The organism is Burkholderia sp. SIMBA_051 (genome assembly GCF_046534915.1).
Lineage (GTDB): Bacteria > Pseudomonadota > Gammaproteobacteria > Burkholderiales > Burkholderiaceae > Burkholderia > Burkholderia ambifaria.
In genome coordinates this window covers 305701-328993 of record NZ_JAWRXS010000007.1, presented here as the reverse complement: position 1 = coordinate 328993, position 23293 = coordinate 305701, and the positions used below count along the sequence as shown (strand labels likewise).

The 23293-nt window shown below is 69.0% G+C and carries 21 protein-coding genes; 2 read left to right on the top strand and 19 right to left on the bottom strand.

The window, feature by feature from the left end:
* Nucleotides 1-99: 99 nt before the first annotated feature.
* The 7 genes from ruvA to SB771_RS19595 form a co-directional block, all read right to left on the bottom strand.
* Nucleotides 100-681, bottom strand: a complete 582-nt coding sequence (gene ruvA / locus SB771_RS19625) for a Holliday junction branch migration protein RuvA (RefSeq protein ID WP_011655984.1) — start codon at nt 679-681, stop codon at nt 100-102.
* 153 nt (nt 682-834) lie between these two features.
* Complete coding sequence (gene ruvC / locus SB771_RS19620) at nt 835-1386, bottom strand: crossover junction endodeoxyribonuclease RuvC (protein WP_006751896.1); 552 nt, start codon at nt 1384-1386, stop codon at nt 835-837.
* A 151-nt stretch (nt 1387-1537) separates the two neighbouring features.
* Nucleotides 1538-3103, bottom strand: a complete 1566-nt coding sequence (purH, locus tag SB771_RS19615) for a bifunctional phosphoribosylaminoimidazolecarboxamide formyltransferase/IMP cyclohydrolase (protein ID WP_011655985.1) — start codon at nt 3101-3103, stop codon at nt 1538-1540.
* Nucleotides 3104-3148: 45 nt separating this feature from the next.
* Entirely contained in the window at nt 3149-3382 is a 234-nt protein-coding gene (locus tag SB771_RS19610; protein WP_006476892.1) for a Fis family transcriptional regulator, read from the bottom strand.
* Nucleotides 3379-4446: a tRNA dihydrouridine synthase DusB gene (gene dusB / locus SB771_RS19605; RefSeq protein ID WP_012363107.1), complete on the bottom strand. Its 1068-nt coding sequence runs from the start codon at nt 4444-4446 to the stop codon at nt 3379-3381. The genes SB771_RS19610 and dusB overlap by 4 nt, the downstream gene beginning before the upstream one ends.
* Before the next feature lie 159 nt (nt 4447-4605).
* Nucleotides 4606-5784, bottom strand: coding sequence for a UbiH/UbiF/VisC/COQ6 family ubiquinone biosynthesis hydroxylase (locus SB771_RS19600; RefSeq protein WP_175661502.1), 1179 nt, complete (start codon nt 5782-5784; stop codon nt 4606-4608).
* Between the two features lie 71 nt (nt 5785-5855).
* Entirely contained in the window at nt 5856-7250 is a 1395-nt protein-coding gene (locus SB771_RS19595) for an aminopeptidase P N-terminal domain-containing protein (RefSeq protein ID WP_175661501.1), read from the bottom strand.
* 185 nt (nt 7251-7435) lie between these two features.
* Here SB771_RS19595 and SB771_RS19590 point away from each other — a divergent pair, with 185 nt between their 5' ends.
* Nucleotides 7436-8050: a glutathione S-transferase family protein gene (locus SB771_RS19590; protein WP_041489763.1), complete on the top strand. Its 615-nt coding sequence runs from the start codon at nt 7436-7438 to the stop codon at nt 8048-8050.
* A 105-nt stretch (nt 8051-8155) separates the two neighbouring features.
* On the opposite strand, the gene SB771_RS19585 is transcribed toward SB771_RS19590, so the two are convergent.
* From SB771_RS19585 to SB771_RS19570, 4 genes are all read right to left on the bottom strand, one after another.
* A complete protein-coding gene (locus SB771_RS19585) occupies nt 8156-9775 on the bottom strand; it encodes an FMN-binding glutamate synthase family protein (RefSeq protein WP_165750885.1) in 1620 nt (539 codons plus the stop codon).
* 112 nt (nt 9776-9887) lie between these two features.
* Nucleotides 9888-11042, bottom strand: coding sequence for a tRNA 2-thiouridine(34) synthase MnmA (gene mnmA / locus SB771_RS19580; RefSeq protein WP_175661500.1), 1155 nt, complete (start codon nt 11040-11042; stop codon nt 9888-9890).
* Nucleotides 11039-11548 (bottom strand): NUDIX hydrolase, encoded by a 510-nt coding sequence (locus tag SB771_RS19575; protein WP_006751904.1) that lies wholly within the window; start codon nt 11546-11548, stop codon nt 11039-11041. The genes mnmA and SB771_RS19575 overlap by 4 nt, the downstream gene beginning before the upstream one ends.
* Before the next feature lie 382 nt (nt 11549-11930).
* Complete coding sequence (locus SB771_RS19570) at nt 11931-12851, bottom strand: LysR family transcriptional regulator (RefSeq protein WP_175661499.1); 921 nt, start codon at nt 12849-12851, stop codon at nt 11931-11933.
* A gap of 85 nt (nt 12852-12936) precedes the next feature.
* On the opposite strand from SB771_RS19570, the gene SB771_RS19565 reads away from it, so the two are divergent.
* The gene (locus tag SB771_RS19565) at nt 12937-13860 is read left to right on the top strand and encodes a carbon-nitrogen hydrolase family protein (protein WP_126227175.1); all 924 of its coding nucleotides are present in this window, start codon (nt 12937-12939) and stop codon (nt 13858-13860) included.
* An 83-nt stretch (nt 13861-13943) separates the two neighbouring features.
* On the opposite strand, the gene SB771_RS19560 is transcribed toward SB771_RS19565, so the two are convergent.
* From SB771_RS19560 to SB771_RS19525, 8 genes are all read right to left on the bottom strand, one after another.
* Nucleotides 13944-14630: a helix-turn-helix transcriptional regulator gene (locus tag SB771_RS19560; RefSeq protein WP_006751907.1), complete on the bottom strand. Its 687-nt coding sequence runs from the start codon at nt 14628-14630 to the stop codon at nt 13944-13946.
* Between the two features lie 73 nt (nt 14631-14703).
* Nucleotides 14704-15114: a VOC family protein gene (locus SB771_RS19555; protein WP_165750890.1), complete on the bottom strand. Its 411-nt coding sequence runs from the start codon at nt 15112-15114 to the stop codon at nt 14704-14706.
* A gap of 296 nt (nt 15115-15410) precedes the next feature.
* Nucleotides 15411-16709 carry a class I SAM-dependent RNA methyltransferase gene (locus SB771_RS19550; protein WP_175661498.1) on the bottom strand — a complete coding sequence of 433 codons (1299 nt, stop codon included), beginning with the start codon at nt 16707-16709 and terminating at the stop codon, nt 15411-15413.
* A gap of 167 nt (nt 16710-16876) precedes the next feature.
* A complete protein-coding gene (locus SB771_RS19545; protein ID WP_175661497.1) occupies nt 16877-19000 on the bottom strand; it encodes a site-specific recombinase in 2124 nt (707 codons plus the stop codon).
* Between the two features lie 499 nt (nt 19001-19499).
* Nucleotides 19500-20234 carry a membrane integrity-associated transporter subunit PqiC gene (locus tag SB771_RS19540; RefSeq protein WP_175661496.1) on the bottom strand — a complete coding sequence of 245 codons (735 nt, stop codon included), beginning with the start codon at nt 20232-20234 and terminating at the stop codon, nt 19500-19502.
* On the bottom strand, nt 20231-21850 hold the full coding sequence (locus tag SB771_RS19535; protein ID WP_011655999.1) for an intermembrane transport protein PqiB: 1620 nt from the start codon (nt 21848-21850) through the stop codon (nt 20231-20233). Before SB771_RS19535 ends, SB771_RS19540 begins: the two co-directional genes overlap by 4 nt.
* Nucleotides 21843-22472, bottom strand: coding sequence for a paraquat-inducible protein A (locus SB771_RS19530; RefSeq protein ID WP_012363120.1), 630 nt, complete (start codon nt 22470-22472; stop codon nt 21843-21845). The genes SB771_RS19535 and SB771_RS19530 overlap by 8 nt, the downstream gene beginning before the upstream one ends.
* Nucleotides 22469-23131: a paraquat-inducible protein A gene (locus tag SB771_RS19525; RefSeq protein ID WP_175661495.1), complete on the bottom strand. Its 663-nt coding sequence runs from the start codon at nt 23129-23131 to the stop codon at nt 22469-22471. Before SB771_RS19525 ends, SB771_RS19530 begins: the two co-directional genes overlap by 4 nt.
* Nucleotides 23132-23293 lie beyond the last annotated feature (162 nt).

Genomic DNA, 23293 nt, shown 5'->3' with positions numbered 1-23293 from the left:
GCCACGCGCCCGAACTGGCCGAACGGCCGACTGGCGCGCGCCGCACGGCGGCGCGACACTGGTTCCGACAGCCGGTTCGGGCGCCTGCCCGGGCCGCCGTTACACCTTCGACAGTGCCTTGAGCGCGAGTTTGATGCCTTCGGACACGCCGGTGCCGGCCGGCACGTTCTTGATCGCGGCGAGGCCTTCCTTTTCGGAATAGCCGAGCGCGACGAGCGCGTTGAGGATGTCGGCCGCGTGATCGGACTGCGATGCGGCGCCAGCGAGCGCACCGAGGTCCGCGCCGAGCTTGCCCTTCAGCTCGAGCAGCAGGCGCTCGGCGGTCTTCTTGCCGATGCCGGGCAGGCGCGTGAGGCGCGCGGCGTCCTGCATCGTCACCGCCTGCGCGAGCTCCTGCACGCTCATGCCGGAGAGCACCGCGAGCGCCATGCGCGCGCCGATGCCCGTGATCTTCAGCAGTTCGCGGAAGGTCGTGCGCTCCTGCGGCGTCAGGAAGCCGTACAGCAGGTGCGCGTCCTCGCGCACGATCTGCTGCGTGAGCAGCACGACGCGCTCGCCCGTCTGCGGCAGGTTGTAGAAGGTGCTCATCGGCACGTCGATTTCATAGCCGACGCCGTTGCAGTCGACGAGCAGGTGAGGCGGGTTCTTTTCGAGCAGGATGCCGGCGATGCGACCGATCATGGATGGCGGGATGCGAGGAGGAAAGCGCGAGTGTAGCGCAGGTGCGGCGCGATGCCGATGGGTGGGCCGTCAGGTCGGGGCGATGCACCGCGCATGCGCGACGCGCGTGGCTGCGCCCCGCATCGGGCGATTGGGCGATTGCGTGCCGTCGCGTCAGCCGACGAGCCGTCCGCGCCGCACGCGCAGCCCCTTTTTCGCGAGCGCCGGCGCGAGGCCGCCGATCGCGCCGATGGTGCCGAGCGTACTGCCGCTGTGCGCATGGCAGATCGCCATCCCGAGCGCGTCGGCCGCGTCGCTGCCGGGCTGGCCGGTGAGGTTGAGCAGCCGCGTGACCATCTCCTGCATCTGCGACTTGGTCGCGCGCCCGTAGCCGACGACGGCCTGCTTCAGTTGCAGCGCGGTGTATTCGGCGACCGGCAGGCCGCCGGAGACGAGTCCGCAGATCGCCGCGCCGCGCGCCTGGCCGAGCAGCAGCGTCGACTGCGGGTTCACGTTGACGAACACCTGTTCGATCGCGGCCTGGTCGGGCGCGTGTTCGCGCACGAGCGTCGATACGCCCTGGAAGATCGTGCCGAGCCGCGTGGCCAGGTCGGCCGTCGGCGTGCGGATCACGCCGCTTGCGACATAGGCGAGCCGGTGGCCGCTGACGTCGATGACGCCGAAGCCGGTGACGCGCAGGCCGGGGTCGATGCCGAGAATTCGCATGAGTGAGGAGAAAAACCAGATGCAGCGATACTACAACGAATGGTGCGCGGCGCCGGCCGCATTGTCGCGTGCGCCGGCGGCGCGCAATAAAAAACCCGGCGGGTGCGATGCCGCCGGGTTTGCGTGCGGCGGCCGCGCGGGCCGCGTGCGATCAGTGACGGAAGTGACGCACGCCCGTCAGGATCATCGCGATGCCGTGCTCGTCGGCTGCCGCGATCACTTCGTCGTCGCGCATCGAGCCGCCCGGCTGGATCACGCAGGTCGCGCCTGCCGCCACGACGACGTCGAGGCCATCGCGGAACGGGAAGAACGCATCCGACGCGACGGCCGAGCCGGCCAGCGTGAGGCCCGCGTTCTGCGCCTTGATGCTCGCGATGCGCGCGGAATCGACGCGGCTCATCTGGCCTGCGCCGACGCCGAGCGTCATGCCGTTGCCGCAGAACACGATCGCGTTCGACTTCACGTACTTCGCGACGCGCCATGCGAACAGCAGGTCGTCCATTTCCTTCGCGCTCGGCTGACGCTTCGTGACGACGCGCAGCTCGCTCGGCTGCACGTTCTTCGAATCGAGCGACTGCACGAGCAGGCCGCCGCCCACGCGCTTCAGGTCGAAGGCGTTATGGCCGTCGCCCAACGCGATCTCGAGCAGACGCACGTTCTGCTTCGCGGCGAACACCTGCTTCGCGGCGTCCGAGAACGACGGCGCGATCAGCACTTCGACGAACTGCTTCGCCACCGCCTGCGCGGCCGCTTCGTCGACTTCGCGGTTGAACGCGATGATGCCGCCGAACGCCGACGTCGGGTCGGTCTGGAATGCCTTCGCGTACGCGTCGGCCGAATCATTGCCGACCGCGACGCCGCACGGGTTCGCATGCTTGATGATCACGCAGGCCGGTACGTCGAACGTCTTCACGCATTCCCACGCCGCGTCCGAATCCGCGATGTTGTTGTACGACAGTTCCTTGCCCTGCAGCTGGCGGTAGTTCGCCAGTGCGCCGGCCGGCGCCGCGAGGTCGCGGTAGAACGCGGCGCTCTGGTGCGGGTTCTCGCCGTAGCGCAGGTCCTGCACCTTGTCGAACGCCATGTTCAGCGTCGCCGGGTACGCGCTGCGCGACGCGTGCTGCAGCTCGTCGGTCAGGCTCGTCAGGTAGTTCGTGATCGCGCCGTCGTACTGCGCGGTGTGCGCGAACACCTTCGTCGCGAGGCGGAAGTTGGTCGCGTAGCCGATCGCGTTGCCGTTCGCCTTCATTTCGTCGAGCACGACCGCGTAGTCGGCCGGATCGACGACGACCGTCACGTCGCGGTGGTTCTTCGCGGCCGAGCGCAGCATCGTCGGGCCGCCGATGTCGATGTTCTCGATCGCGTCGGCGAGCGTGCAGTCGTCCTTCGCGATCGTCGCGACGAACGGATACAGGTTCACGACCAGCAGGTCGATCGTCGGGATGTCGTGCTGCTCCAGCGCCTGCATGTGCTCGGGCAGGTCGCGGCGGGCGAGGATGCCGCCGTGCACCTTCGGGTGGAGCGTTTTCACGCGCCCATCGAGCATTTCCGGAAAGCCCGTGTAATCAGCCACTTCGGTAACGGGCAGGCCCGCGTCGGCGAGGAGTTTCGCGGTGCCGCCGGTCGACAGCAGCTTGACGCCGAGGTCGGACAGCGACTTCGCGAAGTCGACGATGCCGGTCTTGTCGGAAACGGAAATGAGCGCTTGCTTGATCATGATGGAACCACCAATAGCCAGGGAAACGGGGACGGGACGGCCGGCCTACAGCAGGCCGTGCTGCTGCAGCTTCTTGCGCAGCGTATTGCGATTGATGCCGAGGTACTCCGCGGCGAGCGACTGGTTGCCGCCGGCCTGTACGAGCACGACCTCGAGCATCGGCTTTTCGACGCAGGACATCACCATTTCATAGACGTCGTGCGGATTGGAGCCGTCTAGATCCCGGAAATACACGTCCAGGCTCTCGCGGACACATTGTTCGATGTTGTGCTTGCTCATGCTGCTAACTGGTTATGGTCGTCCGACTCGCGCTGGCCGTTTTCCTCTTCGTCATCGACGTAGACGAGGTGGTCCGACAGCGCCTTTTGCGCCTCGAAGAATGCATTGACGGCGGCGAGCTGCTCGCGGGTGGAATCGAGCGTGTTCATCCTGTGCCGGAACCCGTTGGCACCGGAAAGGCCGCGAGTGTACCAGCCGATGTGCTTGCGCGCAGTACGGACTCCGGTGAATTCACCGTAGAACGCGTAGTGGTCTTCCAGGTGTTCGTTCATCACGTGCTGGATCTCGTCGATCCGCGGCGGGGGCAGCAGCTCGCCGGTTTGCAGGAAATGATCGATTTCACGGAACAGCCACGGCCGGCCTTGCGCGGCGCGACCGATCATCAGCGCGTCGGCGCCGGTTGCGTCGAGCACGGCCTTCGCTTTCGCCGGCGACGTGATGTCGCCGTTCGCGACGACCGGGATGCGCACGGCCGCCTTCACGGCCGCGATGGTGTCGTATTCCGCGTCGCCGCGGTAGAGGTCGGCACGCGTGCGGCCGTGCACGGTCAGCATCGAGATGCCGGCCGCTTCGGCGAGGCGCGCGACCGTGATCGCGTTCTTGTGCTCGCGATCCCAGCCGGTGCGGATCTTCAGCGTGACGGGCACCGCATCCGGCCCCGTGCCGACCGCCGCGACCACGGCCTCGACGATCCGCTGCACGAGCGGCTCGTTCTGCAGCAGCGCGGAGCCGGCCGCGACGTTGCAGACCTTCTTCGCCGGGCAGCCCATGTTGATGTCGATGATCTGCGCGCCGTTGTCGACGTTGTAGCGGGCCGCTTCGGCCATCATCGCGGGATCGGCGCCGGCGATCTGCACCGCGATCGGCTCGACTTCGCCTTCGTGGTTCGCGCGCCGCATCGTCTTCGCGCTTTTCCACAGCTGCGCATTGGACGCGACCATCTCGGACACGGCGTATCCGGCCCCCAGCCGCTTGCACAGCTGGCGGAACGGACGATCCGTCACGCCGGCCATCGGCGCGACGAACAGGTTGTTACGCAAAACGTGAGAGCCGATAACGGGCATCGCAATGGCACCGCCCGCGAGCGCCGGGCGTCGCGGGCAAAAAAGGCGGAGGGAAAACGCGCATTTTACCGTATTCCCATGCCCCGCCGATTTGACCCGGTTTGCGTGATCCGGCTGCGCGCAACTGACGTGCGCAACTCACGCGCGATGCGCCGCGCGTCAGTTGCGCTGGCCGAACATCATCTGGCGCGCGATCGCCTTCTTCAGCGGCGGCACGAATTCGAGCGCGGTGAGCGCCGCGCCGCGCAGGAGCGGAAGCGGGCCTGCCTCGACCGTGAACAGGCGCGCGAGCGTGTCGGTCGCGCCGATCGTGAAGCGCCGGTCGAGCGCGCGCCGCGCGTTGAAGGTCGCGAGCGCGGTTGCCTCGAAGCCTTGCGTGGACAGCGAGTCGACGAGCGTGTGCGCATCGCGCAGCCCGAGGTTGAGGCCCTGGCCGGCGACCGGATGCAGCGTTTGCGCGGCATTGCCGACGATCGCGATGCGTCCGTTGACGAGCGTCTGCGCCGCGGTCAGCCCGAGCGGGAACGATGCGCGCCCGGCGATCGCGACGAATTGACCCATGCGTTCGCCGAACGCGGCGCCGAGTTCGCGCAGGAACTCGGCGTCGGGAAGGGCGGCGCGGCGGGCTGCTTCGTCGGGCATGCAACACCACACGAGCGAATAGTCGGCGCCGCCAAGCGGCAGCAGCGCGAGCGGGCCTTCGTGCGTGAAGCGTTCCCACGCGACGTTCGGGCGCGGCGCCGAGACGGTGACCGTGCCGACGATCGCGGTCTGACCATAGTCCCGGCGATGCTTGCCGGTTTCGGCCTGCTGTTCGTGGAACAGCCCGCCTTCCGCGTTGATGACGATGCGCGCGCGCAGCGTGCGCTCGCCTTGCGGGCCGTCGAGCGTCAGCGTGACGCCGTCGGCGTCCTGTTGCGGCGCGCGCGCGGTGGTCGACGTGAGCCAGTCGACGCGTGTGCCGCGCACCGCCTGCGCGAGCGCCTGCACGATCGAGCCGTAGCGCACCACGTAGCCGAGCGCGGCGAGGTCGTGCTCGTCCCGGTCGATCAGCGTGCGGCCGAAGTGGCCGCGCTGCGACACGTGGATGTGTTCGATCGGCGTCGCATCGGCCGGCCACGCGAGCGTGTCGAGCAGCACGCGGCTGCCGTGCGACACGGCGATCGCGCGCGGATCGTTCGCGCTCGCGACCGGCTCGCGCGCGTCGATCAGCGCGATCGACGCGTGCTGCGTCGCGCTGCGTCGTGCGAGCCAGCCGGCGAGCGCGAGCCCGACGGGGCCCGCGCCGACGATGGCAAGGTCGTAGTCCGGCGTGGCCGGGGAGGAAGCGGTCGTCATCAGTGTTCGTGAAACGGGGTAACGGTCAACGGCGGGTCGACGAGATCGATCGATGGCAGCCTGCGGCACGCTCAGGCGGCGTGCGCCGCGCCCGCGCGCATCAGCGCCTCGATCTCGGCGGCCGCCACCGGCACGTCGCGCGTGATCAGCTCGCAACCGTGCTCGCGCACGATCGCGTCGTCTTCGATGCGGATGCCGATGTTCCAGTATTCGGACGGCACGTCGTCGGCGGCCCGCACGTACAGGCCCGGCTCGACGGTGAGCGTCATGCCGGGTTTCAGCGTGCGCCACGGCAGCGCGCCGTTGGCGTCGCGCTCGGCGAGCCGCTCGCGGTAGTCGCCGCAATCGTGCACGTCCATGCCGATCCAGTGGCCGGTTCGGTGCATGTAGAAGCGGGCGTACGCGCGCTCGGCGATCACGTCGTCGACGCTCGAGAAGCGTGTCTTCGGGATGATGCCGGTATCGAGCAGCCCCTGCGCGAGCACGCGCACGGCTGCGTCGTGCGGCGCCTCGAACGGCACGCCGGCGCGCGTTGCGTCGATCGCGGCCTGCTGCGCGGCGAGCACGATGTCGTACAGCGTGCGCTGCGCGGGCGAGAAGCGCCCGTTGGCCGGGAACGTGCGCGTGATGTCCGACGCGTAGCCGTCGAGTTCGCACGCGGCATCGATCAGGATCAGGTCGCCGTCCTGCGCGGCCGCGTTGCCGGCCGGGTAGTGCAGCACGCACGCGTTCGCGCCGGCCGCGACGATCGAGCCGTACGCGGGCGCCTGCGCGCCGTGCTTGCGGAACGTATAAAGCAGCTCGGCCTCGAGTTCGTATTCGCGGATCCCCGGGCGGCACGCTTGCATCGCGCGGCGATGCGCGAGCGCGGAGATGTGCGCGGCGCGCATCATGATCGCGAGCTCGTGTTCATCCTTCACGAGCCGCATGTCGTCGAGCAGCGGCGTGAGATCGAGCATCGCGTCCGGCGCGGCGACACCCGTGCGCGCCTGCGCGCGCACCGCATCGATCCAGCCGGCGAGCTGGCGGTCGAACTCGGCCGATGCACCGAACCGGTAGTGCACGGTGCCCGCATCGGCGAGCAGCCGCGGCATTTCGGTGTCGATCACGTCGACCGCGTAGGCCGTGTCGAAACCGAACGCATCGCGCGCGGCCTCGGGCCCGTAATGAAAACCTTCCCAGATCTCGCGGTCGGCATTCTTCGCGCGGCAGAACAGGATCGATTCCGGCGCGCCGTGCCTGGCCGCGTTCAGCACGAGCACGGCGTCCGGCTCGGTGAAGCCCGTCAGGTAGTGGAAGTAGCTGTCATGCCGGTACGGAAAGGCCGTATCGCGGTTGCGCAGCATTTCCGGCGCGGTGGGGACGATGGCGAGGCCGCCGCCTGCGGCGCGCAGTGCGGCAAGCACGCGTTCACGGCGCTGGCGGTAGACGTCGACGGCGATGGCGGTATCGAGGGGCGCATTCATTCGTGCGATTGTAGCGCCGCCGGGCGCGGCGCGTGAGGGCAGTGGCCGCAAGCCACGCCGGACGGGGCTCGGCGACGGCTGTTGCAAACCATCCACAGGCCGGACGGGCGATTTTCTACCCGGCCGCGCCGGCCGGTTATGATCGACGACAACGTATACTCTCGGCGGTTCCCTTAAAAAGGCAGATGATGAAATTAATCGGTTCGCTCAGCAGCCCGTTCGTCCGCAAGGCGCGGATCGTGCTTGCTGAAAAGAAGATCGACTACAAGCTGGAGCTCGAGAACGTGTGGGCGCCGGAGACGAACATTCATGCATCGAATCCGCTCGGCAAGGTCCCGTGTCTCGTGATGGAAGATGGTGCCGCGGTGTTCGATTCCCGCGTGATCTGCGAATACGTCGATACGCTGTCGCCGGTCGGCAAGCTGATTCCGCCGTCGGGGCGCGAGCGTGTCGAAGTGCGTTGCTGGGAAGCGCTGGGCGACGGCGTGCTCGACGCGGCCGTTGCGATCCGTCTCGAACACACGCTGCGTGAAGAAGCCCAGCGCAGCGCGAGCTGGATCGCGCGCCAGCAGCGCAAGATCGACGACGGCCTCGTCGCGATGTCGCAGGGCCTCGGCGGCAAGACGTGGTGCGTCGGTAATCATTACACGCTCGCCGACATCGCACTCGGCTGCGCGCTTGGCTACCTCGACTTCCGGATGCCCGAGCTCAACTGGCGCGAGCGCCATCCGAACCTCGACAAGTATTTCGTGAAGCTGTCGCAACGGCAGACGTTCGCCGACACGCTGCCGCCAGCCTGACCCGCTGCCGGCGGGCAGATCGAGCAGACAAAAGAAAAGCGCCCCGCGGGGCGCTTTTCTCTTTGGCGGATCGCCCGGGCGACGGGCGATCGCATGTCCGACGCGTCAGTCGATCGACGCGTAAACGGTTTCGCCGAGCACGAACGAATCGCTGCGCGCGATCGGCCACCACTTGTCGTACAGCGAATAGCCGCAGGTCTGGCCATCGAGCAGCGCGCCGGGCTTCAAATACTTCAGCAGCTGCGACATCAGCCGGACCTCGTGCGGCGCGACGCGCTGCACGATGTGATGCGCGCGCAGCTCGGACGGATGGCCGAGGCCGGCCGCCTGCACGAGCTCCTGCAGCGCATGCAGCGTATTGCGGTGGAAGTTGTACACGCGCTCGGCCTTGTCCGGCACGACGAGGGCGCGCTGGCGCACCGGGTCCTGCGTGGCGACGCCGGTCGGGCAGCGGTCGGTGTGGCAATGTTGCGCCTGGATGCAGCCGACCGCGAACATGAAGCCGCGTGCCGAGTTCACCCAGTCCGCGCCGATCGCGAGCGTGCGCGCGATGTCGAACGCGGTGATGATCTTGCCGCTCGCGCCGATCTTCACGCGGTCGCGCACGCCGATCCCGACGAGCGTGTTGTGCACCAGCAGCAGCCCTTCCTGCAGCGGCACGCCGACATGGTCGGTGAATTCGAGCGGCGCGGCGCCGGTGCCGCCTTCCGCGCCGTCGACGACGATGAAGTCGGGCACGATGCCCGTCTCGACCATCGCCTTCGCGATCCCGAAGAACTCCCACGGATGGCCGATGCACAGCTTGAAGCCGGTCGGTTTGCCGCCCGACAGCGTGCGCAGCCGCTCGACGAACTCCAGCAGCCCGCGCGGCGTCGAGAATTCCGAGTGTGTCGCGGGCGAGATGCAGTCCTTGCCCATCGGCACGCCGCGCGTCTCGGCGATCTCGGGCGTGATCTTCGCGGCCGGCAGCACGCCGCCGTGGCCGGGCTTCGCGCCTTGCGACAGCTTGATCTCGATCATCTTGACCTGCGGGTCGGCGGCCTGCTTCGCGAACTTGTCCGGGTTGAACGTGCCGTCTTCGCTGCGGCAGCCGAAGTAGCCGGACGCGATTTCCCAGATGATGTCGCCGCCGTTCTCGCGGTGGTACTTCGACAGCGAGCCTTCACCGGTGTCGTGCGCGAACCCGCCTTTCTTCGCGCCAAGGTTCAGCGAGCGGATCGCGTTCGCGGACAGCGAGCCGAAGCTCATCGCCGAGATGTTGAAGATCGAGATGTCGTACGGCTGCGCGCGGTTTGCGCCGACCCGGATGCGGAAGTCGTGGTTCGGCAGCTTCGTCGGCGCGAGTGAGTGGCTGATCCATTCGTGCGCGACGGCCTTCACGTTCAGTTCGGTGCCGTACGGGCGGTTGTCGGCGACATTCTTCGCGCGCTGGTAGACGAGGCTGCGCTGCGCGCGCGAGAACGGTTTCTCGTCGGTGTCGTCCTCGACGAAATACTGGCGGATCTCGGGGCGGATGAACTCGAACAGGAAGCGGAAATGGCCCCACAGCGGGTAATTCCGCAGGATCGCGTGACGGTCCTGTTTCAGGTCGTACAGGCCGAGTGCGACGAGGGCGACGGGGATGATGATCCACAGCCAGGAAAGCACGTGGATCGACGCGAGGGCGGCCGCTGCGACGAGCAACAGCACGGCACACCACATCGCGAGGTAGCGTCTGGAAAGCATGGGGACTCCGTAAGAGAATGCCGCCATGCGTACGCTGCGCGGCGGCGCACCGGCCGCGGCGGAATCGTGTTCCGCCGGGCGCGGCGTGCCGCAAGTCTAAACCGAATGGATGTCAGCGTGCTTCGGCCAGCGCGCCCGCGTGGCCCGCCGCCGCTGCCGGCGCCGTCTGGCCGGGCTGGCCGGTGGCCGCGAACTCGATGATGCCGCCGCCCAGGCAGATCTCGCCGTCGTACAGCACGGCCGACTGGCCGGGCGTCACCGCCCATTGCGCGTCTTCGAACGCGAGCGAGAAGCGCTCGCCGTCGGCCCGCCCGAACGAACACGCGGCGTCCGCCTGCCGGTAGCGCGTCTTCGCGCCGCACGAGAAGCCGTCAGCCGGCGGCTCGCCCGCGACCCAGCTCACGTTGCCGGCGACGAGCTGACGCGACAGCAGCCATGGATGGTCGTGGCCCTGCACGACGTACAGCGTGTTCGACGCGATGTCCTTCGCGGCGACGAACCACGGTTCGCCGCTGCCGTCCTTGCTGCCGCCGAGGCCGATGCCCTTGCGCTGGCCGAACGTGTAGAACGCGAGGCCGATGTGCTCGCCGATCACCTTGCCGTCCGGCGTCTTCATCGGGCCCGGTTTCGTCGGAAGATAGCGGTTCAGGAAGTCGCGGAACGGCCGTTCGCCGATGAAGCAGATGCCGGTCGAGTCTTTCTTCTTCGCGTTCGGCAGGCCGATCTGCGCGGCGATCTCGCGAACCTTCGTCTTCGGGATCTCGCCGAGCGGGAACATCGTCTTCGACAGTTGCGCCTGGTTCAGCCGGTGCAGGAAGTACGACTGGTCTTTCGTATGATCGAACGCCTTCAGCAGTTCGAAGCGACCGTCGCGCTCGCGCACGCGCGCGTAGTGGCCGGTCGCGATCATTTCGGCGTCGAGCGACATCGCGTGATCGAGGAACGCCTTGAACTTGATTTCGGCGTTGCACAGCACGTCGGGGTTCGGCGTGCGGCCGGCCGAGTATTCGCGCAGGAATTCGGCGAACACGCGGTCCTTGTACTCGGCCGCGAAGTTCACCGCTTCCACGTCGATGCCGATCAGGTCGGCAACCGACACGACGTCGATCCAGTCCTGGCGCGTCGAGCAGTATTCGCCGTCGTCGTCGTCTTCCCAGTTCTTCATGAACAGGCCGACCACGTCGTACCCTTGTTCCTTCAGCAGCCACGCGGTCACCGACGAATCGACGCCGCCCGACATGCCCACTACTACACGGCGCTTGGTCATTTGCTTACCGCCTGGCGGTCGAATGCGTCCGGACGCGGCGCGACCGAATGCGTATGCAGGAAATCGAGCGGGATGCGCCGCCCGGCGAGATAGTCGTCGACGCAGCGCATCACCGCGGGCGAGCGGTGGCGCTCGCTGCACGCGCGCAGTTCGTCGGCGCTCATCCACAGCGTGCGGACGATGCCGTCGTCGAGCACGTGGCCGGGCAGCGGCTCGCCGGCCGTGCCGCAGAACGTGAAGCGCAGGTAGGTCGCGCCGGCGGTGCCGGGGCGGTCGTAGTGCGCGAGATAGACGCCGACGAGCGCGTCGGGCACGAACGGATGCGCGGTTTCCTCGAGCGTCTCGCGGATCACGGCGTCGGCGAGCGTCTCGCCGGCTTCGAGATGGCCGGCCGGCTGGTTGATGCGCAGGCCCGTGGAGGTTTCTTCCTCGATCACGAGAAAGCGACCGGCGCGCTCGACGAGCGCTGCGACGGTCACATGCGGGGTCCAGATTTCGGGTTTCATGGTTCGGCATTTTACCGGTTGCGCCCGGACGCTGCCGGCCCCCTTCGTTGGACGGATCCGACCCTGGTCGTTCGGGTCGCCGCTACGGGCGGCCGATTTGCCGTGGTGTGGATCGGCGGCGCGGCCATTAGCGGCGAGCGGCCCGAGCGGACCGAGCGGCCATAGCGGCCACAGCGGCCACAGCGGCCCGGACGGATCGAGCAGCCCGGACGGATCGGACGGATGGAGCGGATCGACGGATGGAGCGGATCGAACGGCTCGAACGACCCGAACGACCCGAGACGAACGAGACGAACGAGACGAACGAGGCGAACGAGGCGAACGAAGCGAGCGGACCGCGCGGATCGAGCGGACCGAAGACGCCGAATCACGCCCCCATTTTTCACGGTGCGACGATCGCCGCGACACAGCCGGCGATCGTATCCCGCACGCGCACGATCGCCGGGTCGCGCTGCGTGCTCGTGCGCCAGCCGATCTCCACCGGGTAGCGCGGCAGCTCGACCGGGCACGCGAGTGCGCGCAGCGACGTCGACTGCGCGATCGCGCGTGCCGCGTGCGCCGGAATCGTCGCCACCGCGGCGGAGCCGGCGAGCAGGTACGGCAACGCCGCGAAGTGCGTGGTCGAGGCCACGACGCGCCGCTTGTGGCCGAGCGCGGCCAGCGCCTCGTCGACGATCCCGATCACGCCGCCCGACGACACGAGCAGGTGATCGCGCTGCAGGAACTCGGCGAGCGCGAGCGTGCGCGGCGCTCGCGCGCGGCCGGCCGGATCGATCAGGCACGCGTAGCCGCCCGTGGCGACCGCGCGCCGGCTGAGGCCGTTGGCCGAGAACCCGCCCGACGCGATCGCGAGATCGACGCCGTGCCGCAGCAGCGCGTCGCCCGCGATGCCGCTGTGCGTCTGCCGGAAGATCAGCCGGATGCCCGCGGCTTCCCGCGCGACCGCGTCGATCAGCGCGCGGCCGAGCGCGATCTCGAAGTCGTCCGACAAGCCGATCGAGATCGTGCGGCCGACCCGCTCGCCGCCGTCGGCCGCGATCGCGAGGCTTTCGCGGCAGCGGTCGAGCGCATCGGACAGGATCGGCTTGAGTTCGTCCGCGCGCGGCGTCGGCGCGAGCCCGCGGCCGGTGCGCACGAACAGCGGATCGGCATAGATCACGCGCAGCCGCGCGAGGGCCGCGCTGACCGCCGATTGCGTGAGGCCGAGCCGCAGCGCCGCGCGGCTCGCGCCGCCTTCCTCGTACAGCGCCTCGAACACCTTCAGCAGGTTCAGGTCGAGCCCGGCGATATCATCCGCATTCATGTCAGTTATCGTTGTATCGATTTGATCGATGAAATGATATCGATAAAGATGGCGTCACCCCACTCATTCACCCGGAGACGCCTTCATGTCCATCTCAGTCATCGCCGCGCTGCAGATCGGCGCATCGCCCGCCGGCACGCGCGCCACGCTCGACACGATCCTCGGCTACGAAACCGCGATCCGCGACAGCGGCGCGTCGCTCGTCGTGCTGCCCGAGGCCGTGCTCGGCGGCTATCCGAAAGGCGAGAGCTTCGGCACGCGGCTCGGCTACCGGTTGCCCGAAGGCCGCGACGCGTATGCGCGCTACGCCGCGCAGGCGATCGACGTGCCGGGGCCTGAAACCGACGAACTGGCCGCGCTGTCGCAGCGCACGGGGGCGAGCCTCGTGGTCGGCGTGATCGAGCGCGGCGGCAGCACGCTGTACTGCACGGCACTGTTCTTCGACCCGCGCGACGGGCTCGTCGCGAAGCACCGCAAGCTGATGCCGACCGGCACCGAGCGGCTGATCTGGGGGCAGGGCGACGGCTCGACGCTTCCGGTGGTCGACACGGCCGCGGGCCGCGCGGGTGCCGCGATCTGCTGGGAGAATCACATGCCGCTGCTGCGCTGCGCGATGTATGCGAAAGGCGTGCAGATCTGGTGCGCGCCGACCGTCGACGAGCGCGACCTGTGGCAAAGCTCGATGCGGCACATCGCGCACGAGGGGCGCTGCTTCGTCGTGAGCGCTTGCCAGGTGCAGCCGTCGCCGCGCGCGCTCGGCATCGACGTGCCGGGCTGGGATCCCGAGCGGCCGCTGATCCGCGGCGGCAGCGTGATCGTCGGGCCGCTCGGCGACCTGCTGACGGAGCCGCTGATCGGCGAGGCCGGCCTCGTGACCGCGCGCATCGATACCGACGAACTCGTGCGGGCGCGTTACGACTTCGACGTGGTCGGGCACTATGCGCGCGCCGACGTGTTTTCGCTGCACGTCGACGAGCGGCCGAAGCGGCCGGTGGTGTTCGAGGGCTGACGGGCGTTGCCGGGGGCGCCGACGTCCCGGCGCTCGAATGGCGGCTGGGCCGGCGGGGCGGCATCCGGCTGCCGCCGCGCGCGTCAGCGCATCGGCGCTTCCGCGATCCGCATGTAGTCGGCGATCCGCCGGCCTTCCATGTCTGGAAACTGCTCGTGCACGGTGATGTCGCCCATCCGCGCGATGTCGAAGGTGCGGAAGTCGCCGCGCAGTTCGCACCACGCGCCGATCGTCCAGCGTCCGCCCCAGTAGACGAGCCCGAGCGGCCACACGCGGCGCCGCGTGTGCGCGCCGAGCCGGTCGCGGTAGTCGAAGCTGACGATGTGGTGCGTGTCGACCGCCTGGTGGATCGCGTCGACCTTCGCGCAGAACGTCTCGTCGATGTGGAACGACGGTGCGAACACCGGCAGGCGGTCGAGCGCCGTGCGCTTGTCGGCCGGCATCGCCGACGCGATCTTCGCGAGCGCCGAGCGTGCGCCACCCGCGAAGCGTGCGCCGCCCCAGGTCTCGAGCATCCGCGCGCCGACCGCGAGCGCCGCGAGTTCCTCGGCCGTGAACGTGAGCGGCGGCAGGCTCGCGTTGCGGTTCAGCCGGTAGCCGATGCCGGCTTCGCCTTCGATCGGCACCCCAGACAGTTGCAGGTCACGCACGTCGCGATAGACCGTGCGCGGCGACACCGACAGCCAGTCGGCGAGCTGCTGCGCGGTCGTGAGACGCCGCCCGCGCAGCAGCTCGGCGATCTGGAACAGGCGGTCGGCACGGCGCGTCATGGGTGCACCTCGACTCCAACGGCGACGGGAATTTCGCGATGATAGCGCCGCGCCGGCAGGATCGTGGATGCGCTCAGTGGCATTTCGGCGCGTGCAGGCCGACGCGGTTGCCTTCGGTGTCGATCAGGTAGCCGATGTAGCCGTAGTTGTTCGGCAGCTCGATGACCGAGCCCTGCACGACGCCGCCCGCGCGTTTCGCGCGTTCGAGCGCCGCGACGACCGACTCGCCGGCGTTCAGATACACGAGCACGCCGTTCGCGCTCGGCTTCATCTGCTGCGGATCGAACACGATGCTGCCGCCCGTGCTCGACGCTTCGTGATCGAACATGGCCATCGGCACGCCGCCGATGACTTCGCGCTGCAGCGTCGTTTGCAGCACGGTTTCGTAGAAACGGATCGCCCGGTCGAAATCGAGGGACGGGATGTCGAACCACGCGATCGCGCGGTCGAGGGTGGCGGTGGCAGTTGCAGTTGCGGACGTCATGACGAGTTCCTTGTGTTGTTCGGGTTGTTGATGGAAACCAGCCTTGCATTGCGCCGGGATTGCAGTGTGATGGGGGGCTGCTGACAGCGTGCTGTCAGTAGTCGTGGCGGTGCTGACGAAAGGTGGCTTCGGCAGCTTCGCCGGCGTCCCGGCCGGGCGGCACCGTCCGGGACGGGCGGATCGAAGCGCGGCGGGCGCGGCCCCCGCATGCCTGGGCGCCCCGCAACGAAAAACGCCCGGCGGATGCCGGGCGTCGTCGGGGTGTCAGCAGGCGGCCGCAGCGGCCGCTTCGCGTGTCAGGCGTCGCCTTCCGGCGCGGCCGGGCGGGCCTTCACGCTGCCGGCGATCAGGTCGAAGCGGAACAGCCGGCATTCGAGCGCGCCGTTGAAGAGCGGCGTCTTCGCCGATTCGCGCAGCCGCAGCATGCCCGGCAGCGAACGGTCCGACGTCAACAGGAACGCCTGCCAGCCCGTGAAGCGCTGCTTGAGCGCATCGCCGAGCGCATTGAAGAACTCGCTGTCCGGCGCGTCGGTGTGGGTGCGGCGGAATGCGTCGTCGTTGTCGCGGTTGCGGCCGGTCTCGCGTACCTCGCCGCGTGCACTGCGGCCGCGCACCTCGATCCGCTCGCCGTACGGCGGGTTCGCGAGGATGATGCCCGGGCCGTCGCACGGCGGCGTCATGCCGCGCGCGTCGACCTGCTTGAGCCATACCGACGGCACGCCCGCGCGCTCGAGGTTCGCGCGCGCCTTCTCGAGCATGTCGCCGGAGATGTCGCTGCCGTACACGCCGAGTGCCTCGCGCTTGCCGCGCGCCGCGCGCTTCGCGTCGAGCGCCGGGACCTTCAGGCCCTGCCATGCGGTGATGTCGTACTGCTTGAGCTTTTCGAAGCCGAAGCGGCGCTCGACGCCCGGCGCGACGCCGAGCGCGATCTGCGCGGCTTCCGCGAGGAACGTGCCGCTGCCGCACATCGGGTCGTACAGCGCGGTGCCGGGCGTCCAGCCCGTCAGGCGCAGGATGCCGGCCGCGAGGTTCTCGCGCAGCGGCGCCGCGCCCTTGTCGAGACGCCAGCCGCGCTTGAACAGCGGCTCGCCCGACGTATCGAGGTACAGCGTGCACTCGGTGGCCGTCAGGAACGCGAACACGCGCACGTCCGGCGCGCCGGTGTCGATGCTCGGCCGCGAGCCGGTCTTCTCGCGCATCCGGTCGCAGATCGCGTCCTTCACGCGCAGCGTCGCGAATTCGAGGCTCTTCAGCGGCGACTTGATCGCGGTGATGTCGACGCGCAGCGTCTGCGTCGACGCGAACCAGCGTTCCCACGGCTGCTCGAGCGCGAGCGCGTAGACGTCCTGTTCGTTACGGTACGGGCGGTGTGCGATCTTCAGCAGGATCCGGCTCGCAATTCGCGAATGGAGGTTCGCGGCCATGCCGGCGGCCCAGCCGCCGCGGAAATGAACGCCGCCCGGCACCTGCGCGCCCGCGGTGAACGGCGCGCCGTTCAGATGGCGGCCGGCGATTTCGGCCAGCTCGGCGGCAAGCACCGCTTCGAGGCCGCGCGGGCAGGGAGCGAAGAATTCGTACAGGGTGGGCGAGGACATAAGGCGGGTGAGGGCGTGCAAAAGTCCACCATTGTACGCGGCGCGGGCGGCCGCGGCCGGTGTTGCGTCCGATTCGGGACGCCGGCGCGCGCGTGCCGATCGCGCCCGCGGGCCGGGCAGCCTGCGCGGCGGCGCCCTGGGCGGGGCGCCGCGCTACCGTCGCGCGGTCAGTGCGAGTCCGGCTGGCCGGCCCGCACGGCCGGGGCGCCGGCCGGCCAGAACAGCGCGGACGGCTTCGACAACACCGTGCGCACGATCGCGCCGACCAGCGCGCGCACCTTGGCGCGGCGCAGGCTGCGCGAGCGCACGGCCATCGTGAACGCGAGCGCGAAGCTCACGAGCACGTTCAGGATCGCCATGCTCAGCACGCCGGCGCAGGCCCACCACAGCTCCGGCGTACTCAGCGCGTCCTTGCCGAGCACGCCGAGCGCGACCCCGATCGAGCCGGCCGACAGCGTCACGTGCCGCACCTCGAACGGGAACAGGAACACGGTGACGATCGCCGGGACCAGGCCGAGCATCAGCCCGAGGCCGACGTTCGCGACCACGCCCGCGACGTTCGACCGGCAGAAATGCGCGAGCTTCGCGGCGCCCGAGGCGCCGAGCGTGAGCCGCAGCCGGCGGTTGTACGTGAGCGCGTCGCCGACCCGGTGCAGCACGAACCAGTTGTCGGCCCAGCCCGCGAGCAGGCTAGACGACCACAGCAGCACGCCCGTGAGCGCGGCATAGAACGGCGTCGGGCCCAGCAGCGAGAACGAATGCAGCGTGGCGTGCGCTTTTTCCGGCGAGATCAGGTTGCCGTGCAGCAGGTGGCTCGCGAACAGCTGCACGAGCAGGCACACGGGCAGCACGACGAGCACGTTGCCGGAGATCGCCGCCGCCTGCGTGCGGATCAGCGCGATCACCGACGCGACGAACGCCTTCACGCCTTCGTCGTGACCGGTTTCGTCGAGCTCGCGCGCGAGCGTCGGCGCGGTCATCGCGGGCTGCTTGGTCGCGAGCGTGAAGTGCAGGAAGTGCATCAGCATGAAGCTCGCCGCGTAGTTGATGCCCGCGAGCAGCCCTTCGAGCATCGACTGGAGATGCGCGCCGGTGATCGCGAACTTCACGCACACGGTCACGACGGTGACGAGGCCGCCGCCCGCGGCCATCCGCAGCATCTTCAGATATTCGGCGCGGCCGCGCGAGATGTAGTGCTCGCCGGTGTCCGCGTTGGTCTCGACCAGCTTGCGCGCGAACAGCGAGAAGTTGCTGCGCACGAGGTGCGACACGCTCTGGCTGTTCTGGTTCGCGTCGACGAGCTCGGCCGTCAGGCGCGCCATGCCGCGCAGGTCGTCGCGCGCCATCCACGCGTTGAGCAGCGTTTCGGCGCGCAGGATGCGCATGCGCATCCGCTCGACCTGGAACACGATGTCGACCGACACGCCGTTGCGGTACAGGTGCGTGAACACGTCGTCGACCGCGGTCCGGCATTCGTCGAGCAGCACGCGCAGGTAGTTCACCTCGTGCAGCAGCTTGCTCGGATCGCCGCCGTCGTCGACGGCCGCGTGCGCGGTCTCGACCGCGAGCATCGCACGCGTGAGGCGGTAGAACGGCTGCGTTTCGAGCGGCTTGCGCGCGTCGTCGTCGGACAGGCGGCTGCGCACCGTCTGCGACAGGCCGGTCGAGCTGATCTGGCAGGTCAGGTTGTGCAGCGCGGCCAGCAGGTCGCGCGAGAACGAGCCGGGCTCGTGGCGTTCTTCGTCGGTGACGTCGTACGAATTCAGGTCGGCGAGGCGGGCGAGCAGGTCGTCGGGCAGCGCGTCGATCCATTGCGCGTCTTCCGGCGCCGGGAACATCAGCGTGAACAGCGCGCTCAGCTCGCGGCGGTTCGGCGCGGGCGGGATCAGCGACGAGTCGATCCGCTCGAACAGCGCGCCGAAGAAGCCGGAATGCACCGGCATCCCCGCGTCGCACAGCAGCGAGATGCCGTCGCATTCGCGCAGGATCCCGCGCAGGATGCGCGCCGCGTGCGATTTCCACACGGGATTGCGGTCGAGCACGTGGAACAGGTAGCGCAGCCGCGCGTGTGCCGGATACGTGCGCGTGTCGGCGTCGTGCGCGGCGGTCGCGTCCGGCGCGGGCTGCACCGCGCCGTTGCGGCGCAGCCAGTGCGCGAGCTCGATCAGCCATTCGCTGCGCTCGGCGTACGACGCGTCCGCGTCGGCATGCGCGAGCAGCGCGTCGAGCTGGTGGCCCGTGCTGCGCGACGCGCGCCACTTCTTGATCAGGGTCGTCAGGGAACGAAACATAAACGGAATAGCGAAAGCCCTGGACGGGCGGGTTCGGGGTGCCGGCCGGGAACACGGCACTGCGCCGGGGGAACGGTAAGGCTGGTCAGGTGGCCGGAAATACGCGGCGACCCGCGATGCGGCTGCCCCGATGCGGTGCACGCGGTTCGCGCGCGGGCGCCCGGGGGACGCGGCGACCGGACCGAACAGGGGCGGATCGCCGCCGGCTGGCGCGCACGACAGGCGGCGCGAGCCGGAAAGTGCGTAGGATCGTCAATCGGGCGCGAAAACGCAAGCCGACCGAATGGCCTGGCGCCGGTTCCGGCGGATTTTGACAAACAGTGCAAAGCGGCCGTTTGGCCGATGGATGACGCGCGGGGGCGGCTGCTCGGGGATGGCGGCGGGTGCGCGTGCGCGGCGGCGCGCACGCGGATCGCCGCCGACGAGCGCTATCGGGCGGCGCGTGCCGAATCCGGTCGCAGGTGCGAATCCACCGGACGCCGGCCCGCGCGCCGCACGCTTACGCGCCGGACTTCCCGTTCGCGCCCGCGTCGCCGCCTGGCGTCGGATTGGCCGGGCAGGGCAGCACGGGCGCGGCGGCCGTTGCCTTGGCCGACGCGCTCCGCGTGGCCGTCGCCGTCGCCGTCGCATCACGCTGCGCGGCCATCGCGCGCACGCCGGCCGCTGCCTGCGACGCAATCACGTCGAGCGCGCGCCGGTGGCCGGCGACGAGCGCATCGTAGCCATCGCCGACCGGTTCCGCGACGCTCGTGCGGCACGTCATCACCGCCTGCGTGCCGAGCGCGCGCACGCTCCACACCGCATCGATCGCCGCCCGCTTGCCGGGCCACGAATCGAAGCGCTGCAGGTTCACGCTGATCCGATAGACGGGCACGCCGACCGGGTACGCCGAATTCACGACGTCGATCGTGTCGAGCTGCGTGGCGAGATCGTCGGACAGTGCGCGGCGGATCTCGTCGGCGGGCGGCGCGGCCCAGCGCTCCTGTTCGAGCACGTCGACCTGCGCGCCATTCTTCTGCACGACGAGCTGGTTCTTCGCGACCTGCTCGGGCACGCCGACGGACGGCACCTCGATCAGGAACGGCGGGTTGGCCGGCGCGGTGCGCACGGTGGCCGTGGCGCCGGCCGGGCTCAGCGTGTAGAACCGCGCGGGCGGCGAGCTGCACGCGGCGAGCGCGAGCACGGCGAAAGCCGCCGCCGCGCCGCTCGCGAAACCGTTCACGCGTGTCGTCATTGTTGATCTCCTGGCTTGCCCTTGAGCAGCGATTCGGGGTGGCGCTCCAGATAGTCGGCGAGCGCGTTCAGGGATTGCAGCGTGCGCGTGAGTTCCTTCAGCGCGCCGCGCACGTCCGACTGCAGCGGCGAATCCTGCTGCAGCGTCGCCTGGGCGGTCGAGAAGGTCTGCTGCGCGGCCGACAGCGTGTCGCGCGCTTGCGGCGCGATTTGCGTGTCGAGCTGCTTGAACAGCTTGTCGGCGTTCGACAGCGCGCTGTTCAGATTCGCGCCGATCTGGTCGAACGGCACCTTGTCGAGCTTCTTCGCGATGTCGGCGACCTGCAGCTGCAGCTCGTCGAGCGTGTTCGGCACCGTCGGCAGCTCGAGCGGCTGGCGGGTGGTGTCGATCTTCGCGGGCGGCGCCTTCGGGAAGAAGTCGAGCGCGACGTACAGCTGGCTCGTCAGCAGGTTGCCGGTGCGCAGCTGGCCGCGCAGCCCGTGCTTGACGAGGCGCTCGACGATGTCGCGGCGGGCCGGTTCGCCCTGGCTCTCGATCGTTTCGCGGAACCGCCGGCCAAGCCGCTCCGGATACACGTTCATCGTGACCGGCATCAGGAAGTTCTTGGTCTTCGGATCGTAGTCGATGCCGATGTTCGTCACTTCGCCGAGCACGATGCCGCGGAAGTCGACCGGCGCGCCCACGGCGAGCCCGCGCAGCGACTGGTTGAAGTTCATCACGACCTGCAGCGGCTGGCCGTCCGGATCGCGCATCGCGTCGCCCTCGTCGGAGCCGAGGCGGAAGGTCGTGTTGTTCGGCGCGGTCGCGCCCGTGCCCTGGTTCGGCGGCGTCTGGAACGCGATGCCGCCGAGGATCACCGTCGCGAGCGACTGCGTGTTCAGCTTCAGGCCGCTCGAATCGAGCCGCAGGTCGACGCCGCTCGCCTGCCACCAGCGCGAGTTCACGCCGACGTACTGGTCGTACGGTGCATTGACGAACACGTTGAAGGTGACGCCCGTGCCGTCCTTGTCGAGAGAGAAGCCGACCACCTGTCCGACCTGCACGCGGCGGTAGTAGACGGGCGAGCCGATGTCGACCGAGCCGAGCGAATCGCCGCGCAGCACGTACTGCGTGCCCTTCTGGTCGCCGGTCACGGCCGGCGGGGATTCGAGCCCGGTGAAGTCGGTCTGCGTATCTTGCCCGTGGCCGCCGTCGACGCCGATGTACGCGCCCGACAGCAGCGTGCCGAGCCCCGACACGCCGGTCGCGCCGACGCGCGGACGCACGATCCAGAAGCGCGAGCCCTTGACCGCGAAGTCCTCGGCTTCCTTCTTCAATTGCACCTGGACGAGCACGCGCGACAGGTCTTTCGACAGCTTGATCGTCTTGACCATGCCGATCTCGACGTCCTTGTACTTGACCTGCGTCTTGCCCGGCTCGAGGCCTTCCGCGCTGTGGAAGCTGATCGAGATTTCCGGGCCGCGTTCGCGCACGGACTTGACGACGAGGCCGATGCCGATCAGCGCGGCGATCAGCGGCACGAGCCAGACGAGCGACGGCAGCCAGCCGCTTTTCGTCGAGATCGACGGGTCGGGCGGCCGGGACGCGTCGTGCTGCGGGCCTTGCGGACTATTCATGGTGTTTCCCTGAGGTTTCGACTGGATCCCAGATCAGTCGGGGATCGAACTGCATCGACGCGAGCATCGTCAGGATCACGACCGAGCCGAACGCGAGTGCGCCGGGGCCGGCCGTGATGACGGCGAGCGAACGGAAATGGACGAGCGCGACGGTCAGCGTCACGACGAAGATGTCGAGCATCGACCAGCGGCCGATGCGCTCGACGATCCGGTACAGCAGCGTGCGCTGCAGCGGTCGCCACGTGGTGCGGCGCTGCGAACTGATCACGAGGATCAGCAGCACGCCGAGCTTGAGCATCGGCACGAGAATGCTGGCGACGAACACGACGACGGCGAGCGGCCAGTCGCCCGACGTCCAGAAATAGATGACGCCGCTCATGATCGTGTCTTCCTGCGAGCCGACGATCGACGACGTGCGCATGATCGGCAGCAGGTTCGCCGGGATATAGAGGATCGCGGCCGCGAGCAGCAGCGCCCAGGTGCGCATGATGCTGTCCGGCGTACGGAAATGGAGCCTGCTGCCGCAGCGCGCGCAACGCGCATGCGGATGATCGATGGTCTGCACGAGCCCGCACGCGTGACAGCTGGCGTAGCCCTCGCGGGCCGCGTTCGGCGTCGTCATCGGCGGGGGTCTTGCGGCGGCGCGGCGCCGTCGGGCTGCCCGGGCGCGCGGCCGGCGCGCAGGTCGTCGGCGATGTCCCACAGCGTGCGCGGATCGAACATCAGCACGACGGCCGTCATCAGCGTGAGCGCGCCGAACGCGAACAGCGCGGCGTCGGGCACGACGCGCGCGAGGCTCACCATCTTCACGATCGTCACGACGATGCCGAGCATGAGTACCTCGATCATCCCCCACGGCCGCACGAGCTGGATCGTGCGCAGCACCAGGTTGAGGCCCGGCGGCACGACGCCGCGGCGGATCGGCAGCAGCACGTAAAGCAGCGCGGCCATCTCGACGAGCGGAAACAGCACGGTGGAGCAGAACACCATGACGCCGACGACTTCCATGCCCTGGTGCCACAGTGACTCGATCGCGCCGAGCAAGGTGGTTTGCACGCGCGTGCCGTTCAGGTCCATCTCGAGGATCGGGAAGGTCTGCGCGATGATGAACGTGACCAGTGCCGCGACCGCGAGCGCGCTGATGCGCTCGATCTGCGTGGTGCTGTTGCGGTAGAGCAGCGCGTCGCAGCGCGGGCAGCGCGCGATTTCGCGACCGCTCAGGCGCGGTTTATGCAACAGTGCGTCGCATTCGTGGCAGGCAATCAGGTCGTATCGTTGCATGGAGGAGGCGGTTGCGTGACGGCGGAAACGTGTGCCGACGGGGCCGGAAGCCGCGCCAATCTTACCAAAACGGCCTTTTCGGCGCGTCAACGTTCCGTTATCGGGTGACCGATCGGTAACATGGCATCAACATGGCGGCCGGCTGGCGCGCCTGTCCTCAGA